Annotated in this window: 16 protein-coding genes; 4 read left to right on the plus strand and 12 right to left on the minus strand. The window is 70.3% G+C overall.

The window, feature by feature from the left end:
• Nucleotides 1–292: 292 nt before the first annotated feature.
• Both ACWCQ1_RS46075 and ACWCQ1_RS46080 read right to left on the minus strand, forming a co-directional pair.
• Complete coding sequence (locus tag ACWCQ1_RS46075) at nucleotides 293–1,813, minus strand: MFS transporter (protein WP_358608730.1); 1,521 nt, start codon at nucleotides 1,811–1,813, stop codon at nucleotides 293–295.
• A 502-nt stretch (nucleotides 1,814–2,315) separates the two neighbouring features.
• Nucleotides 2,316–3,146, minus strand: a complete 831-nt coding sequence (locus ACWCQ1_RS46080; protein ID WP_358608727.1) for an oxidoreductase — start codon at nucleotides 3,144–3,146, stop codon at nucleotides 2,316–2,318.
• Nucleotides 3,147–3,245: 99 nt separating this feature from the next.
• Between ACWCQ1_RS46080 and ACWCQ1_RS46085 the strand changes: the two genes are divergently transcribed.
• Complete coding sequence (locus ACWCQ1_RS46085; protein WP_358608724.1) at nucleotides 3,246–3,833, plus strand: TetR/AcrR family transcriptional regulator; 588 nt, start codon at nucleotides 3,246–3,248, stop codon at nucleotides 3,831–3,833.
• 104 nt (nucleotides 3,834–3,937) lie between these two features.
• On the opposite strand, the gene ACWCQ1_RS46090 is transcribed toward ACWCQ1_RS46085, so the two are convergent.
• The 6 genes from ACWCQ1_RS46090 to ACWCQ1_RS46115 form a co-directional block, all read right to left on the minus strand.
• Entirely contained in the window at nucleotides 3,938–4,459 is a 522-nt protein-coding gene (locus tag ACWCQ1_RS46090; protein WP_358608721.1) for a DUF6262 family protein, read from the minus strand.
• Nucleotides 4,456–5,142: a hypothetical protein gene (locus ACWCQ1_RS46095; RefSeq protein WP_358608718.1), complete on the minus strand. Its 687-nt coding sequence runs from the start codon at nucleotides 5,140–5,142 to the stop codon at nucleotides 4,456–4,458. Before ACWCQ1_RS46095 ends, ACWCQ1_RS46090 begins: the two co-directional genes overlap by 4 nt.
• Nucleotides 5,049–6,947, minus strand: a complete 1,899-nt coding sequence (locus tag ACWCQ1_RS46100) for a hypothetical protein (protein WP_358608715.1) — start codon at nucleotides 6,945–6,947, stop codon at nucleotides 5,049–5,051. The genes ACWCQ1_RS46095 and ACWCQ1_RS46100 overlap by 94 nt, the downstream gene beginning before the upstream one ends.
• Entirely contained in the window at nucleotides 6,944–8,092 is a 1,149-nt protein-coding gene (locus ACWCQ1_RS46105; RefSeq protein WP_358608712.1) for a tyrosine-type recombinase/integrase, read from the minus strand. The genes ACWCQ1_RS46100 and ACWCQ1_RS46105 overlap by 4 nt, the downstream gene beginning before the upstream one ends.
• A 107-nt stretch (nucleotides 8,093–8,199) precedes the next feature.
• Nucleotides 8,200–8,367 carry a hypothetical protein gene (locus ACWCQ1_RS46110; RefSeq protein ID WP_358608710.1) on the minus strand — a complete coding sequence of 56 codons (168 nt, stop codon included), beginning with the start codon at nucleotides 8,365–8,367 and terminating at the stop codon, nucleotides 8,200–8,202.
• A 15-nt stretch (nucleotides 8,368–8,382) separates the two neighbouring features.
• Complete coding sequence (locus ACWCQ1_RS46115) at nucleotides 8,383–8,823, minus strand: DUF6233 domain-containing protein (RefSeq protein ID WP_358608707.1); 441 nt, start codon at nucleotides 8,821–8,823, stop codon at nucleotides 8,383–8,385.
• Between the two features lie 89 nt (nucleotides 8,824–8,912).
• On the opposite strand from ACWCQ1_RS46115, the gene ACWCQ1_RS46120 reads away from it, so the two are divergent.
• Both ACWCQ1_RS46120 and ACWCQ1_RS46125 read left to right on the plus strand, forming a co-directional pair.
• Complete coding sequence (locus ACWCQ1_RS46120; RefSeq protein ID WP_451029366.1) at nucleotides 8,913–9,920, plus strand: DNA polymerase Y family protein; 1,008 nt, start codon at nucleotides 8,913–8,915, stop codon at nucleotides 9,918–9,920.
• A 28-nt stretch (nucleotides 9,921–9,948) separates the two neighbouring features.
• Nucleotides 9,949–10,425, plus strand: coding sequence for a hypothetical protein (locus tag ACWCQ1_RS46125; RefSeq protein WP_358608701.1), 477 nt, complete (start codon nucleotides 9,949–9,951; stop codon nucleotides 10,423–10,425).
• A 207-nt stretch (nucleotides 10,426–10,632) separates the two neighbouring features.
• Here ACWCQ1_RS46125 and ACWCQ1_RS46130 read toward each other — a convergent pair whose 3' ends face one another.
• The gene (locus ACWCQ1_RS46130; protein ID WP_358608698.1) at nucleotides 10,633–10,974 is read right to left on the minus strand and encodes an STAS domain-containing protein; all 342 of its coding nucleotides are present in this window, start codon (nucleotides 10,972–10,974) and stop codon (nucleotides 10,633–10,635) included.
• A gap of 178 nt (nucleotides 10,975–11,152) precedes the next feature.
• On the opposite strand from ACWCQ1_RS46130, the gene ACWCQ1_RS46135 reads away from it, so the two are divergent.
• The gene (locus ACWCQ1_RS46135; protein WP_358608695.1) at nucleotides 11,153–11,629 is read left to right on the plus strand and encodes an ATP-binding protein; all 477 of its coding nucleotides are present in this window, start codon (nucleotides 11,153–11,155) and stop codon (nucleotides 11,627–11,629) included.
• A gap of 20 nt (nucleotides 11,630–11,649) precedes the next feature.
• Here the strand turns inward: ACWCQ1_RS46135 and ACWCQ1_RS46140 are convergent, their stop codons facing one another.
• The 3 genes from ACWCQ1_RS46140 to ACWCQ1_RS46150 form a co-directional block, all read right to left on the minus strand.
• Entirely contained in the window at nucleotides 11,650–11,973 is a 324-nt protein-coding gene (locus ACWCQ1_RS46140) for an ANTAR domain-containing protein (RefSeq protein WP_358608692.1), read from the minus strand.
• Between the two features lie 1,066 nt (nucleotides 11,974–13,039).
• Entirely contained in the window at nucleotides 13,040–15,205 is a 2,166-nt protein-coding gene (locus ACWCQ1_RS46145; RefSeq protein WP_451029367.1) for a protein kinase domain-containing protein, read from the minus strand.
• Nucleotides 15,206–15,552: 347 nt separating this feature from the next.
• Nucleotides 15,553–16,101 (minus strand): hypothetical protein, encoded by a 549-nt coding sequence (locus ACWCQ1_RS46150; RefSeq protein ID WP_451029368.1) that lies wholly within the window; start codon nucleotides 16,099–16,101, stop codon nucleotides 15,553–15,555.
• Nucleotides 16,102–16,268: the final 167 nt, after the last annotated feature.

The following is a 16,268-nucleotide window of genomic DNA, read 5'->3' on the forward strand; positions in this document are numbered from 1 at the left end:
TGCTGCTGTACAGGGGCCATGCACCACTGGCACAGGGGGTTCTCTGGGTGTACAGGTGTGGCGCGAGGCGAAGTGCGTTGTCTTGATGCAGCTCAGCGCCGGTGTCGTCGACGGTAGCGGATGCGACATGTGTGGTGCCATCGCCGGTTCGGGCGAACCGGGTGCCGGTGGATGACGTCACGGAGATAGACGGGAGCGGCTCCGCGTCCGCGAGGTTTGTGGCGCAACGCGGGCGCGGAGGACGGGCGGGTGTGGCGATCCGGGGCGGACCGTACGGGGGCGAGGGAGCCTGTCAGTGTGTGATCACTGGCATGTGTGTCTCGGCGTCGTCTGTGGTCGAGTCGGTTGCCGATCGGCCCACGTTGACGAGGGTCAGGGCGAGTGCGGCGGCGGCGATCAGGATGCCTACGGCGAACCAGATGGCGTTGGCGTAGCCGTGCACCATGGCCTGGAGTTGGACGAGCTGTTGCTGGGGCTTGGTGGTGGCGGCCTGGATGTGGTCCTTGACGTAGGCGGTGGTCGCAGAGGCGGCGATGGTGTTGAGCAAGGCGGTGCCGATCGCGCCGCCGACCTGCTGGGAGGTGTTGACCATGGCGGAGGCGACGCCGGCGTCGCGGGCCTGGACGCCGTAGGTGGCCAGGGACATGGCCGGCATGAACGCCGTGCCGATGCCCAGGCCGAGGAGCAACTGCGCGGGCAGGAGCAGCGCGGTGTAGGAGGAGTCGGTCTCCAGTTGGGTGAGCAGGAGCATGCCGGCCGCCGCGGTGAGGAAGCCGGGGCCCATCAGCAGGCGCGGCGCGACCCGGGTCATGAGGCGGGCGCCGATCTGGGTGGACCCCGCGATCATGCCTGCGATCAGCGGCAGGAACGCGAAGCCGGTCTTGACCGGGGTGTATCCCTTGACGACCTGCAGGTAGTAGGTCAGGAAGAGGAACATGCCGAACATGGCGATGATCGCCATGCCGAGGGAGAGGTAGACGCCACCACGGTTGCGTTCGGTGATCACGCGCAGGGGCAGCAGCGGAGCCTCGACGCGGGACTCGGTGACGACGAAGGCGAGCAGCAGGACCGCGGAGGCGATGAACAGGCCGATGGTCACGGAGTCGCTCCAGCCGTCCGATTCGGCACGGGTGAAGCCGTAGACGAGGGCGACGAGGCCGAGGGCGGACAGGAGCACGCCGGGGATGTCGAGGGGGGAGCGGTTGCGGCCGCCTTCGGGCTCGCGGATGACGAGCCAGGTGCCGACTGCGGCGATGAGGGCGAACGGGATGTTGACGAAGAACGTCCAGCGCCAGTCGAGGTATTCGGTGAGGAAGCCGCCGAGGATCAGGCCGACGGCGCCGCCGCCTCCGGAGATCGCACCGTAGATGCCGAACGCCCGGGCGCGTTCCCTCGCATCGGTGAACATCACGGCGAGCAGGGACAGCGCGGCAGGAGCGAGGACCGCACCGAACAGGCCCTGCAGCGCGCGGGCGCCGAACATCGTCGCGCCGGTGGTGGCCACGCCACCCAGTGCGGAGGCGGCTCCGAAGCCGATGAGGCCGATGAGGAAGGCGCGCCTGCGACCCCACAAATCGGCGATCCGGCCGCCGAACAGGAGCAGACCGCCGAAGGCCAGGGCGTAGGCGGTGACGACCCACTGCCGGTTGCCGTCGGAGATGCCCAGGTCTGCCTGGGCGGAGGGCAGGGCGATGTTCACGATGGTTGCGTCGAGCACCACCATGAGCTGGGCGAGCGCGATGAAGACGAGCGCCCTCCAGCGGTTGGCTTCACCGCTCGGGGCGGTAGAGGCTTTGCGAGCTGTTTCGGACATGGTGGTACCCACTTCGGGACTTCGTGACGGAGAGAGAAGGAAAGAGGAGGGGCCCGGGCCTGGCGGCGGACCGGGGGGAGGATCCTGCCGCCGGGCCCGGGCGGCGCGCCGGTCCCGTCCCCACGGATCCGGCGCGGCGGGGCCGTCCCGCTCATGAGCGGCCCCGGTCTGAGGTGGTGTGCGTAGCAGGAAGGGGGCGGGCTGCTAGGGGTAGGAGGCGCCTGCGGGGCCCGGACGGCTGCCTCGACCAGTTCTGTATCTGCGGGACGCGAGCTGTCCTGCGTCGCAGGCAGGGCCAGGGGACCAGCGATTCAGCACGCGGCCGGGGACAGGCGGGCTGCGGTGCAGATGAGGGCGGGAGGCGCTGCGGCAGGACGACGGGTGCAGCCGGGGAAACCGGTGTAGGCACGGTACGGCCTGCGGTGAAGACATGAGGTCCGGTTCGTCCCGCGCCATGGAGACCGCGGCGCAGGGCTGTTGACGAAGACGGGCCCGGTGAGGGTCAGGAAGGCAGGCCGGAGGCGCGGGAGATGACGGCGTCGAAGGCGCGGTCGGACACGAGGCGCCGCAGGGCGATGAGCGGGCGGGCGCCGAAGCCGGTGGCATAGCGGGTCTTGGGACGGCGGGCGGTGACGGCCTTGCCGATCGCGTCGGCGATCACCTGGGGCGGGGAGTTGCGCTTGGCGTGGGCTTCGGAGCGCATCAAGGAGGCCACGGCGTCGGCCTGCTTGGCGTAAGCGCCGGTGGCGGAGGACTTCTCCAGCTGGTCGGCGGCGATGCCGCTCCACTCGGTGGCGATGGCGCCGGGCTCGATGATGACGACCTCGATGCCGAAGGGCTTGGCCTCCAGGCGCAGGCAGTCGCTGAGGGCTTCGAGAGCGAACTTGGTGCCGTGGTACCAGCCGCCGAGCGGGACGTAGATCTTGCCGCCCACGGACGTGATGTTGACGATCTTGCCGGAGTGCTGGGCGCGCATGTGCGGCAGGGCCAGCTGGGCCAGGCGCATGGCGCCGAAGACGTTGACCTCGAACTGGCGGCGGGCCTCGTCCATGGTGACGTCCTCGATGGCGCCGTAGGAGCCGTAGCCGGCGTTGTTGACCAGCACGTCGATGCGGCCGGTCTCGGCGACGATGCGGTCGATGCCGGCGGCCATGGAGCCGTCGTCGGTGACGTCCATGGCCAGCGGGCGGACGCCGCGGTCGGCCAGCTGCTGCAGGCGGTCGGTGCGGCGGGCGGCGCCGTAGACGGTGTAACCCAGGGACTGGAGCTTGAGGGCGGTGGCCTCGCCGATGCCGGAGGAGGCACCGGTGACGAGAGCGGTCTTGGCGTTCATGGGGGCTTCCTGTCGAAGTAAGATGAACTTCGGTTCACGATTCATCATGAACCATGGTTCATGTTAATGCAAGCCGAGACGCCCACCGCAGGAGAGCCCATGGCCCAGACCCGAGCACCGCGCGCCGACGCGGTCCGCAACCGCAAGAAGATCCTCGATGCCGCCCGCGAACAGATCACCCTGCACGGCCCGGACACGGGCATGGACGAGATCGCCGCCGCGGCGGGCGTGGCCGTGGGCACCCTGTACCGGCACTTCCCCACCAAGACCGACCTGGTCGCCGCCGTCATCGCCGAATACACCGCGCACGTCGCCGAAGCCGCCGAGGCCGCCCGTGAACGCCTCGCCTCCGGTGCGCGCGCTGTGGACGAGATCAGCGACTTCCTCGCCCGCGTCACGGAGGCGACCGCCACCAACCACGCCGTCAAGGCCGCCGCCCGCGCCCTCGGCGCCGACCCCGTCGACCGGGAAGCCGAAGCCCGCGCAGGCGCCGCACTGGCCGCGCTGATCCAGGCAGGGCAGGCCGACGGAGACATCCACCAGGACGTCACCGTCGACGACATCTACCTGCTCTTCAGCACCGCCCCCACCGACCAGCCACCCGCCGCCCGCGCCCGCTGGCTCACTCTGGTCCTCACCGGCCTGACCACCCACACACGAACCGAAGACACCGGGACTGGCTCGTAACCAACTGCCTTCCAGTAGGGGCGGCCAGGCAACCATGTTGTACGGCCGTACGGACGGCCCGGCGCGGCGATCAGGCCCGACAGGCCTACGTCGGCCCAGGTGCATCAGCCCCGCTGGTTCAGGAGGCGGGTGAGGTCGCGGTTCGCGGCCCGGGCGGCATCGAGTTCTGCCTGCCGCTCCTCCAGAGCCTGAGCCAGTTCGATGTTGCGCTGTTCCAGCTGGATGATCGTCTGCCGGAGTTCCTCGGTGCCGGCGGGGCTGCCCAGACCGGACTCTTGCCATGCCTGGTTCCCGAGGTGCCGGGAGAGGCGGTTCTCCAGTTGCTGGACCCGTGCGGACAGGCGCGCGGCGCGGGCATTGGCGTTGGCCAGGTCCGCCTCCAGCGAAGTCCTCGTGACCGTCCCTCGTTCTGGCATCTCACCGGGCGACCGAATGCCGGCCGCGTGGAGGCGCTCCAAGAGATCGCGGTGGCGGTAGAGGAAGGTGCGGTCGACACCGGCTGCGCGGGCGATGGCCGATGCGGTCAGCGGTGTGCCGTCACGCGTCGCGGTCGTGATGGCTTCCTGGACGCGGGTGCGGCGCCGTTCGGTGCCGGCCTCGCGGCCGTCGCTCATCGCAGGGGTCACGTCAGAGTCCTTGTCGGGCGGACGTCGGGAACGGGCTGGCGGACACGGGGCATACCGAGCACGACGGTGCGGCTGCGACGGACAAGGGTGACGGCCTGTTCGATCTGGGCGCGGTCTTCGGGGGTGAGGTCTTCGAGGTCGCTCTGGACGCGTTCGATCAGGCGGCGCACCCGGCGGATCTCTTCCTGGGAGGGCATGGCCTGGGTCCGGGCCCAGTCGTCGGCCTCGAACGCGGACATCAGTCGTTCGCGGCTGCGGAGCAGGTCGGAGAGGTGGGCCTGGAGGTCGGGGAGGTAGGAGACGTCGGTGGAGAAGTGCTCGCAGCCCAGGCAGCGGAACCGCAGCGGGCAGGCGTGGCCGCCGGCCGCGACGTTGGAGGGTTCACGGCACACGCCGTAGGGGGTGGCGACCTCGCCGATCGCGCGGCGGACGTGTTCGGAGTCGAGCAGGCTCTTCGCGGTGCGCCAGACACGGTTGCCGTGCCGGTCGAACTGCAGGGCGGTGACCCGGTCCACGGCTTCGCGTCGGCGTTCCTCGCCGACGCGTAGCCCCATGGTGGTGCTGATCAGCCGGTGGTCCATCAGCTCCTTCAGCACGTCCACCGGGACGCCGGCGTCGGCGTGCCGCTGGGCGTAGCAGTGCCGGTAGGCGTAGGGGAAGATCCGGGCCTTGTCGAACGGCACGAGCTGCGTGACGCGCGTGTCTGCGTGGACGACGACCACCGGCACCAGGAGATCGGGGAGGGAGTCCACCCAGGCCCGGTGCTGGGTGGAGATGTCCACGAGGGGTTTGGTGCCCTCTGGGTTGGTCTTGGGCCGGGGAAGAAGTCGCAGCCGGTTCTGGTCGGCGGTGGGGAAGCGCTCGAGGACGCGCTGCTGCTGGCGGCGGATGGTCGCGGCGGTCTCGGTTCCGATCGGCAGGCGCCGACCGAGCCGGTACGCCTTGTGGTTGTCGTAGACCAGGACGTCAGAGCCGTCCGAGTCCTGCTCCAGGCAGTTGAGGGCAAGGGTGTTGATCTCGTCGGGGCGCCGTCCGGGTCGATGAGCCGCTCGGTTGCGACGCGGACCTCGATGCTGCTCATGGCCTCCAGTTCGTCGAGGCGGGCGCAGAGCTCGCGCATCACCTCCTCCGGCAGGTCACGCCCGGCCTCGGTGTCCTCCGGCTCGTCGGGCATGTCTTCCGGCGAGATCGCGAAGTCGGCCGGCATCCCCTCCAGCAACTGCCCGGGCGCGGTGAGACCGAGAGCGCGGAAACGGAGCAGGACCCGGCGGACGAACCGGGTGAAGGCCAGGCGCCGGGCCGGGCTGATCCGTCCGGTCGAGGTGAAGTAGCCCATGCTGTTGGTGAACGCGACGACGTCACTGCGTCCCCATGCCGCGGGCACCGCGCCACGGTCCGGACGCTGCACCCGAAGGCTCTCCGAGAGCATGCCCACGGCCGCGATGATCGCCCGGGCGTGCTGGACAGCGTTCTTGTTCCGGCGCCGCGGCGGGTCGTCGTACACCCAGATCTTCATCGCCTCCCGCAGCGGCTCCTGCAGCACGGGTGCGAACGAGATGTGACCGGTGTAGCCAAAGACCGCCATGTCCCAGACGTCCTTGACGCGTTCGGCCTCCGGCGTCATGTTCAGCAGGCGCAGCGCCCGCTGCCAGGCCCTGATCATCGTGACCTGTTCGCGGCTGTGCCCGTGAGCGGCCGGATCCGTTACTTCCTCCAGCTCCTGCACCTGTTGGACGCGCAGCCGGTCATAGAGCGGACGCAGGCACTCGGGCCGGGACTTGAACCCTTCCCTGGTGCGGACCGACAGCCCGTAGAGGAGCTCGGTGACAAGCCGGTCCGGCAAGCCGCGCAGGCTGACCTCCCGAGTGGTGCAGATCGCCTTGTCCGTCCTGCGCCAGTGCGCCTCGTCGAACCGTGGCGCAGTCCGGGCCTGGTAGAGACGGTTCAGGTGTGCCTTGCAGTACCGGTCCTTGCCGCTGACGGCTTTGAGGTAACACGCGGCCACCTTGCACGGCCCGAATCCGGCATGCCCGATCACACTCGGGTGGGCGAGGAATTCCTCCAGGCTCAATGTGCGCAAACCGGTGCTCGTGTGCTGGACATGGTGCGCCTGACACAGCTGGCCAGCGACAGTGACGCGGGGCCGCCCGCAGCCTGCGACCACGCACGGGCCCTGGCCGACACCGCGACTGGTCTGCTTCGGCACGAGCAGGAACTCCTCCAGAGGCAGACTGCATCCGCGCCAGCGTTCCAAGCAGCCTCCGCACATCGGCCGCGTTGAAACGGTGATCGCCAGGGGGCACCCCGGCACAGGGCAGTCCGGCAGCCCGATCACCGGATGCTGCCGCGGCCACGTGATCACACGCCGCTCCCAGTCCCACCCCAGCACAACGAGGAACTCCTCATCCAGGGCGTGCAGGATCTCGCCCAGCCGCTCATCGCCCGCCAACGCCTCGCTGCCCGGCAGGGCAGCGCGCGCGGCCGTCACCGTCCCGCCTCCGGCTCGCCCAGCCCACGCGGTGACGGCACTCGATCGATCGCCGCCCGCACACGCTTCGGATCCGGGAACAGGTACGGCGCCTGCGAGTCGAGACTCTTCTGCCCAAGCATCGTCTGCACCTCATCCGGAGCACCTCCGGCATCGGCCACGTTCGACGCGAACGCCCGGCGCGCCATGTGCGCGCCCACTCGCCTGCCTAGCCCGGCCCGATCGCTGAGCCGTTCCAGCAACATTCCGATCGCCTCCGGCGACATCGGCTCTCCCAGCGGAGTCCGGAACAGGTTCACCAGCAGGAAGTCGCTCCCACCACTCCCGAGTAGTCGGTTGCGCTCCTCGTAGTAGAGGTCGAACGCGGAGACCACAAGGAAGTCCAGCGGCGCCACCCATGCGTGCCGCGACTTCGACCAGGCCCCGTTCCCGTTCTCCCGCCGCCGCACATGCACATGGGCGCCCGGGTAGTCGCAGCCCAGCACACGGGAGTCCGGCAGCAAATGGACATCGCTGCGCCGCAGGCCCGCCACCTGGCCGCGGCGCAGCCCGACCCTGCCGACCAGCACGACGATGAGCCGGTCCCGCGCGTTGCGGCAGGCGGTGAACATGGCCACCAGCTCGGCGTCTTCGGCCCGGCTCACCTGTGTCTCCGGCTCACGAAGCGAGTGCACCGGACGCAGCCGGTAGACCAGGCCGCCGTCCTCGCCCTGCGCCTCCGCCGGAAGGTCCCGGCTGTCGGCGAGCTCGTAGATCTGCCCGAGCACCGACCTCGGCGCCTCCCTCACTGACACCGCGTACGACAACAGACCCCGCACCGCGACGAGCACCCGGTTGATCCGGCGCTCACCCCGCACCGGGACTGCACCCGGCCCCGGCCGCACCACCGACACCACCCCGTCCCGGGGCGCCGGGGTGTACTTCAGCCAGACCATGAACAAACCGAGGTCACGGCCCGCCACCGTCCACTCCCGGCGGGTCGACCGGCACCACCGCAAATAGAGCGCGACACCGCCGGCGTACGCCTTCGTCGTCAGCTCCGCCCGGTCCCGACCGAACCGCAGATTCCGAAGCCATTGATCAGCAACGACGACTACCTCCAGGTCGTCGTCCAGGACCGTCCAGTACCTCTGCCCAGACGGCATCACCACGGGAAACGCCCGCACCATCAACTCCTGCCACGAGTCGTACAACAACCCGCCGCAGAGCCACACCCCCCGAGAACGAGTCCCAGGAGCTCAACGAACGCACCTCACCCCACGTCACACCACAGCCAACCCACCCCGAGAGAAAGGGGGCTGCCGCCGTTGCCGTATTTGTGGGTCTTGCGCTGGCAGACGGCGCAGGGGCCGACCTTGTCGCCGGGGCAGACCAGGGCGGAGGGGTCGGGCTCGCTGATCGGGGGCGGGGGAGTGGTCATCGGGGAGGTCCTGTTCTAGGCGATTGGTACACATCGCCCGTTCGGCAGGATAGCGGGCGGCATGGCACGGCTGTTCGACCGCCACCCGGAGACGTCCGGGTGCGGCCGCCTGACGGGTAAGTCGAGGATGTTCAGCTGGGCGTCGGGGGCGCAGTGGGTGCAGGCGCGCAGGCCGGTGGCGAGCAGGCGGCGGGCTTCGTCGCGGCTGATGGCCCGGCGCCGCTTGCCCGCCATGTGGCAATCGCCGGCGTGGACCTGGACGGGGGGCCGTCCGGTGCCGATGCCGAGTTCGACGATCCACTCCGGCGGGGGCGGGCGTTCGCGGCGGCCGCGTTCGGCTTCGGCCTGCCGCGTCAGGAGTGTCTCGATCTTGGCGTCGATCCGCCGGACCCAGAGCAGGTGCCAGGTGCGCAGGGTCTGGAGACGCTCCAGGTCGGGCGGCAGGTCATCGAACACGTTTTTGATTCTATGCTCATGATCCACCCTCATACCCCTCGCGTGTTCGATTTTATGTTCGATAACGTGGGGTGTGGGAGGTGAGGGCCATGACGACGGGCCGGGAGGCACCTGGGGTGTCGACGGTGATGCACGTGCGGTGCCCGGACCGGCTGCCGGAGGACGTCTACCGGCAGGTGCTGGAGCTGCTGGCGGAGCTGTCCCCGGTGGTGCAGGCCCTGCCGCCCGCCGCGGCGCTGGTGGATCTGAAGGGGGCCCTGCGCTACCACGGTGCGGACGCCCGACGCTTGGGGGAGGTGCTGCGAGTCCGGGCCCTCTCGCGTCTGGGCGTCGACGTCCGCGTCGGCGTCGGCCCCTCGATCACCGTCGCGGCCACCGCCTCCGCGCAGATCCCTGCACCCGGCGGGGTCCTGGCCGTCGCCCCCGACGATGTGGCCGGCTGGCTGGGGCAGCTGCCGGTCGACGCCCTGCACGGCATCGGGCCCCGCCAGGCGGTGGTGCTGCGGGAGTACGGCATCCACTACGTCGGCCTGCTCGCCAGCGTTCCGCCCGGCACGATCCAGCGGCTGCTGGGCGGCCGCGCCGGCCGCATGGCGGCCGACCGGGCCCGCGGCATCGACCCGCGCCCCGTCGTGCCCCGCGCCCTGCCCGCCACTGCGACCGTCCGCCACGCCTTCGACCGGCACACCCTGGACGGCGCCGACGTCCGCGCCGCCCTGCTCGAGCTGGTCATCCGCCTCGGGCAGCTGCTGCGCCGGCGCGAGCAGGCGGCCCGCGCCGTGACGCTCACGCTCACCTTCGCCGGCAACGGCCGGTGGGAGAAGACCCGCCGCCTTGTCGAGCCGTCCGCGCACGACGACGACCTGCGCCTGCTCGCCTACCAGCTGATGGACGCCACCGGCCTGCAGCGCGGCCGCTTGACCGCGCTCACCCTGAGGGGTGAGGACCTCATCGATGCCGGCCAGGTCGCGCGGCAGATCAGCCTGGACGGCGCCCGCGAGGCACGGCTGGTCGCCGAAGCGGCCATCGACCGCGTCCGGGACAAGTTCGGCCCGGAGGTCATCGGCCCGGCTGCCGTCTTCCGCCGCGCCTCATGATGCGGCTCGCCGGCCACGGAGGCAAGCCGTGATCCTCAACCCGCCGAGCCTGGGCCCGGCCCGGCAGCTGCCGCACTGGCCCTACCTCCAGGCCGTCGACGACGCCCTCACCCGGCACGGCATCCCGCCGGGCACCGTCCGGGCCGATTACCGCTATCCCCGGTTCGGGGACCGGCTGTTCATCGTGCTGGGGTGGGACACCAGCCGTACCGCCGACCGTACGGGCGGGATCCGCTTCGACTGGGACGAGGACACCGGCTGGTCCTACTCCCTGCACGGCCTCCATCTCCGTTCCGGCTCCAATAAGCCGCTGACGATGCTGCACCGGGTCTACGCCGCGCCGGAGGATGTGGCTGTGGTGGCCGAGCAGTTCGTGTGCCACGGGCGTCTGCCCACGGGGGAGCACGGCGCGGAGTGGGGCGAGGCGTCGCAGGTGCGGGCCATGATCGACCGGTTCCGCGCCACCCTGCAGGACCCCGATGGTCTCTGGACGGGCCGTGGCTAGGCCGGCATCTCAGGAAGCCGTGGGCAGGGACTATCACCTGTTCAGCGCAGTATGGCGGCGCCCGCCCCGGGCAGCAGGGAACTCAGCCCGGCAGCGGTCTTCCCCGCTCTGTGGTGGGTTGGCACGGGTGCCGCAGTCACCCCCGAGTCCGGCTGCGGCACCTCGTGCGTACCAGACATCTGCGCCTGGTCGGCCGGGTGACGGCCGTCAGTTGGAGAGGGCTTGGCGGAGGGTGTCGCGGCAGTCGATGACGGCGTCGACGCCGACGATCTGCAGGGTGCGCAGGACGGTGCCGGTGGGGGCGGCCAGGCGCAGCCAGCCACCCGCCTGTGCGAGGGCGTTGTGGGCGGCGATGAGGATGTTGATGCCGGTGGAGTCCATGAAGGTGACCTGGCTGAGGTCGACCACGATGCGGGTGTCGGTGTCGCTGAGGGCCTGACGGAGGAGGGGACCGGTGTCGTGGTCGATCTCTCCGGCCAGGGAGAGCACCAGGATGCCGTCGGCGTGGGTGGAGACGACCGACAGTCGGCCGGATGAGTCGATTGGCACGGTACCGGTCACCTTTTCCCCGCCCATGCCGGTGACGTACCCGGGCCCTTGATCTGAAGTGGCCCCAGGCTACGGGCAGGGCGTGTGGGTGGCGCAACCATCGAAAAGGCGCCGGGCGTCATCATCCCCGCGTGCGAGGGTACGCACGGGGTGTGAAACGGGGAGCGAAGAGGGCGTGATGGACGACGGACCAGCGGGCGACGGCTGTACCGCACCGCCGGGATGCGTCCTGCAGAAGTCCGTCGCACTGGAGGGGGATGGCACCTGCATCGCCCAGGCCCGTCACCTGGCAGCCGACTTCCTCACCCAGGCCGCGACCCGTCACGGGCTGGCGGTGTCGGCCCGGGTGCGGGAGCTGACGCAGCTGGTGGTCAGTGAACTGGTCACCAACGCCCGCAAGTACGCGCCGGGCCCGGTGCTGCTGGAGCTGCGGATCACCGGTGGGCTGGTGGAGGTGGCGGTGTGGGACTCCGAGCCGGTGCTGCCGGCGGCCCGGCCGGCCGATGCCGGCCGGGTGGGCCAGCACGGTCTGGAGATCGTGACGGCCATCGCCCACAGCGTGGAAGCCGCGCGGGAGGCGGTCGGCAAACGCATCACCGCCCGTATCCCCCTCACCGACACCCCGGACGAGGCCACCGCCCGCCCGCTCCCCTAAAGGCGATCGCGCGGGGCTCGTCAGCGCCGGCGGCGGGCGAGGGCGGCGTTGAGCTCCCCGAGCAATGGATCCGGCAGCGCCGCGCCCTGAGCGTGTTTGAGGACCTGGCCGGCGACCTCGATCAGTTTGGTGTTGGTGCGCTGGGAGATCTCCCGCAGCACCGAAAAGCCCTCGCACGGGCTGATCTGGCCCAGCACGGTCAACACCCCGATGGCCTGGTCGACTTGGGCGTGCGAGGCGAGTGCCTGCCGCAGCTGCCGGTTCTCCTCCCGCACCCGCTCCAGCTCCGCCGCCGGCTCATCGGCCGACGCCGACTGAGGACCACCGGGGACCGAGAAGGACATGGCGATCACCGTTTGCGGCAGGGGGCGAAGGACGCTCACTCGCCTGCCCCCATTGTCCGTCGGTATCCGTCCGATGTCAGCACGTCACAACGGTTTGACGGGACAGTGCCCGGGAGCGCGAACGCTCCGTCCGGGCCCGGGTGAGACAGCCGGGTTAGGTCGGGGGAGAGGGGTTACCCAGAGGGCACGGCCTCCGGGGCGGCGGCCCCGGCTGGCTTGTCCTGTGTGTGCCCGGCGGTGTGGGGCTGCGGGCACACAGCGCCGGCCCGCTGTGCAGGTTCCAGCGGGCCGGCCCACACCCTCGATGCCACCGGTGCTATCACGGCAAGCGCCGGTGAGGCTTGGGCCGGACGGCAGCCGCCCCGTTTCACTGGACCGATCTACTCCGGGAGTTCACCGGATCCGATCGGGAGCGGGGATGGCGTACCGGCTTGCGTACGCGAGAGGAAGCCGACGGCCCGTGTCGGTGCCTTCGGCTGCGCGGGTCAAGGCGGCTCGCCGCATTCCTCCCGGGGCAGGGGAGCGTGCGGAAGCTTTTTAAACTCCTGGGGCGAGTCGGGTCGGTAGCCTGGTAGCAGGTAAGTCGTGTACCAAGTTGGTCGCGACCAACTTGAGAACGATCAAGGCTTTCCGCTCTCCTTCCCGACTTCGCCGGCCTCTGGGTGAAGGCGCCGATCGGCACCTTCACTTCCTTCGCTCTGGCCGCAGGAGCCACCGGGATGAAGCCGCCCGTGACCTCGTGCTCCGTCATTCCTCAAGATCTATCCGAAGTGGCTTACCTCGCTAAGCTCGCCACGGCCTCGGCGACGGTGTCATACGCCATCAGGGCCTGATCAGCCCCGGTCATCTCCAAGGTCCGCCGCGGGTGCTGCGGCACAGCGGCCACCACCGGCCCCGCCTCGCGTTTATGTTCGGGCCCGAGCATGCCGGGGCTCCGTACAGACGGGGTGATTAGCGCGGTGTCGACCCTGGCCCGCGTCGACGCGGCCGGGATGCAGCGACTGCCAGGACGTCGCGGGAAGTCGTACGACGCGGCCCAGGGGCCCGGTCGCCCTGGACGGCCGTTTCAGGAGCAGGTGGCTTCCACCTCGTCGGCGACGACGCCGTGGCTGTCGCTGCCGGTGTCGGTCAGGGCGAGGTCGATGGTGCCGGTGTGGAAGGTGAAGGAGCTGGTGGTGTACCAGCCGCCGGCGTCGTAGTCGTGCTGGTCGAAGCCGAAGTGGGCGAAGTACTTGGCTTGGCCGTAGTTGGTGCTGTCGACGTTGTAGACCTTGTACTGGGCGTCGTGGCTGGCCCACGTGCCCTTGGCGACGTGGATGCGGAAGCTGCAGCTGCTCACGCTGGTGCCGGGGGTGAAGACCCAGTCGGCGTTGGCGTCCCAGCCGCCATCGCCGTCGTCTTCGAGGTGGATGTACTTCGCTGCCTCGCAGCCGTGCGTGTAGGCGCCGCCGGTGGTGGTCTTCCAGGCACCGGTTGCGGGATAGAAGCTGGTCTGCGCCGCGCTGGAGGAGGCGCACTCGGTGCCCGACCAGCCGGTCCAGGTGGCACTGCCCGCCCGGCTGCCCGTGCCGCCGCCTGCCGTGGTCGAGCCGCCGGTGGTGCGGGACGCCGACGGTCCCGGTGTGCCCGTGCCGATGCCGGCGGCGCCTTGGCCGGAGCCGGAGGCGGCCGTGGCCTGCGAGCGGGAGGGTTTCGGACGGGCGGACCGGTTGCTCGGCGACGGCGACGGGCCGCTCGCGGTGGCGGCCGACGTGGTGGGGGCGGCGCTGTCCGGCGGTGAGGTTAGTTCGGATGTCTTGTGGTGGGCGGCGGTCAGGGCGACGGCGAGGGCGATGGCCGTGGTGAGGATGAGGGGGACGGCGGTGAGTTTGACGCGGACCACGGTGCGGCGGGTGGCTGCCCGGGCCAGGGTCTCGCTGACGTGGTCGCGTCGGGCGGCCAGCCGGGCGGCGGCGGCCGTGGGCAGCCAGGCGACGTCCTGCGAGCGGTCTGCACCGCAGGCCTCGAGGACTTCATCCGGGGTGGGACGGCGGTCGGGGTCCTTGGCCAGGCAGCTTTTGATCAGGTCCCGTAGCCGGTCGTCGCTGCAGTCCACAGCCGCCGGGTCGGGGTCGCAGTGGGCTATGCGGTACAGCACCTCGCCGCTGGAGCCGTCGCCGAACGGGGCGACGCCGGTGGCCGCGTACGCCAGCACGCAGCCCAGCGCGAACACGTCCGATGCGGCGGTGACCTCCCGCCCGTCGGCCTGCTCCGGCGCCATGAACGGCACCGTGCCGACCCGTACCCCGGTCTTCGTCAGCCGGGAGGCGTCCACGGCCTGGGCCACACCGAAGTCGATGACCTTCGGGCCGTCGGTGTCCAGCAGCACGTTGCCGGGTGTCAGGTCCCGGTGCAGGACGCCGGCGCCGTGGATGGAGGACAGGGCTTCGGCGATGCCTGCGGCCAGCCCGAGCACGACCGCCTCCGGCAGTGGCCCGCCGGTCTCCACGGCCTCCTGCACTGATGGCCCGGGCAGGTATGTGGTCGCCAGCCACGGGCGGTCGGTGTCGGTGTCGGCGTCGACCACCGCCGCGGTGAATGGCCCGGAGACCCGCCGCGCCGCCGCCACCTCCGCCGCGAACCGTTGCCGGAAGTGCGCGTCCTCGGCCAGGTCGGCGCGCACCAACTTGACCGCCAGCGGCCGCCCGGCCCGCGAAATCCCCAGGTAGACCACGCCCATCGAGCCGGCGCCCAACCGCCCCAGCAACCGGTACGGGCCGGCCTTCGGCGGATCGGACGGCGACAACGGCGACACTGCGGCCGCTGGCTCCGCGGCGGATGCGGTGTCGCCGTCGGCGTCCTGCTCCAAGTCGCTGTTTTCTTCGGCGTCCTGGCCGTCGTGGTCCGCTTCGACGTCCTCGTCGAGGGCCCTGTCGACGGCGGGGTCCTGGCCCGGATCGGCCTGCGGCAGCAGCGCCGGGTGGTCGCTGCGCAGCCGGGCGTCCAGTTCCCTCCAGCGCTCGCGCCACTGCTCGACGTCGCCGCCGCAGGCCGCCACGAACGCCGCGGTGACGTCCCACGACGGCAGACGGCGCCCCGAGGCAGCGTCCGACAGGGCAGAAGGGGAGTAGCGGGCACGGGCCGCAAGCGTCCGGTAGGTGGGTGTCCCGGGCGCCTGCGCCCGCAGATCCCGCAGCCCCTGCGCGAAGTCCCGTAACGGGCCGTCCGGAACTGCAGCTTCCCGCCTGCCCATGCCGCCCCTCACTCAGATCACAATCCACCAGTCACCGGGCCGGGTAGCCTCCAGCCCACCGCCAGGGATCACACGAGATGCCGGTCTTCATTGGTGCGCGGTCATGGTAATGCCCAGCCGAGGTCGGGCCGAGAGCGTGCCCCGTCTTGTGTCCGGATGTCCTGGGCCGGCGGTCGGAACGCCGCCTGATGCGGCGGAGGCGGTCCGCCGGTTCGTCGCCGACCGGCGTGAACTGCTGGACGAGGTGGAGCGGGACGTCCTGGCTGCAGACTCGGGCAAGTAAGCAGACACAGTCGTGCCGGGCCCCATCGTCAGCGATGGGGCCCGGCAGCGGTCCAGCCCGGAACTTACGGCTTCGCCAGGTACTCGGGCTTCAGCTGGCCTGACGTGTCGAACGGCCACTCTCCGCTGGCGAAGCCCGTAGTCAGCTCCGAGACATCGACCGGCTCGCCATTGAGGTAGAAGCTGACACTGTCCCAGGCCCGCTTGTCGTTCGTGACAGCCTTCTCGAGCATTGCCATTTCCTCTTGTGTCGCGTAGGCGCCCTCCTCGCGACCTTGAAGGTATGCCTGCAGGAACATGTTGTTCGGATCGGGTCCGCCGGCAAATTGGTCGAGTGCCACATGGAGCGGAACATCCGGGTTGTTGATGTCCTTGTTCACCGGCACCCTCCAGTCCGCACCCTGGGGGTAGTTCATGTAGTGGTGGTAGCCATTCTCCTCGGCCCAATCCACAAATGACTTGTCGCCTATCCCCAGCGCCACTTCTTTTTTCCCGGCGGTGCTGCTCTGGTCCCCCTCTGCGCCGGAGTCACCCTTGTTACCGGTGTCAGCTGCGCCTTCGGTAGCTCCCGAGTCACTCGCAGCCGTGAGCTTTCCGAGCGCTTCATCTTGCACGTCGCTGCAAGTTGAACTGCCTACCGATGAGCTGTGCTCGCCGAGTTCCTGCAGCGTCTGCAGGACGGCCTGTGGGTGTGTCAACTTAACGGCTGATCTTGGTTGTTGAGTTATCGCTGGTTGGTGGGGGTCAGGCGGCCGTCGAAGGCGATCTGGAAGGCGTTGAG

It is taken from the genome of Streptomyces sp. NPDC002144, assembly GCF_053593695.1.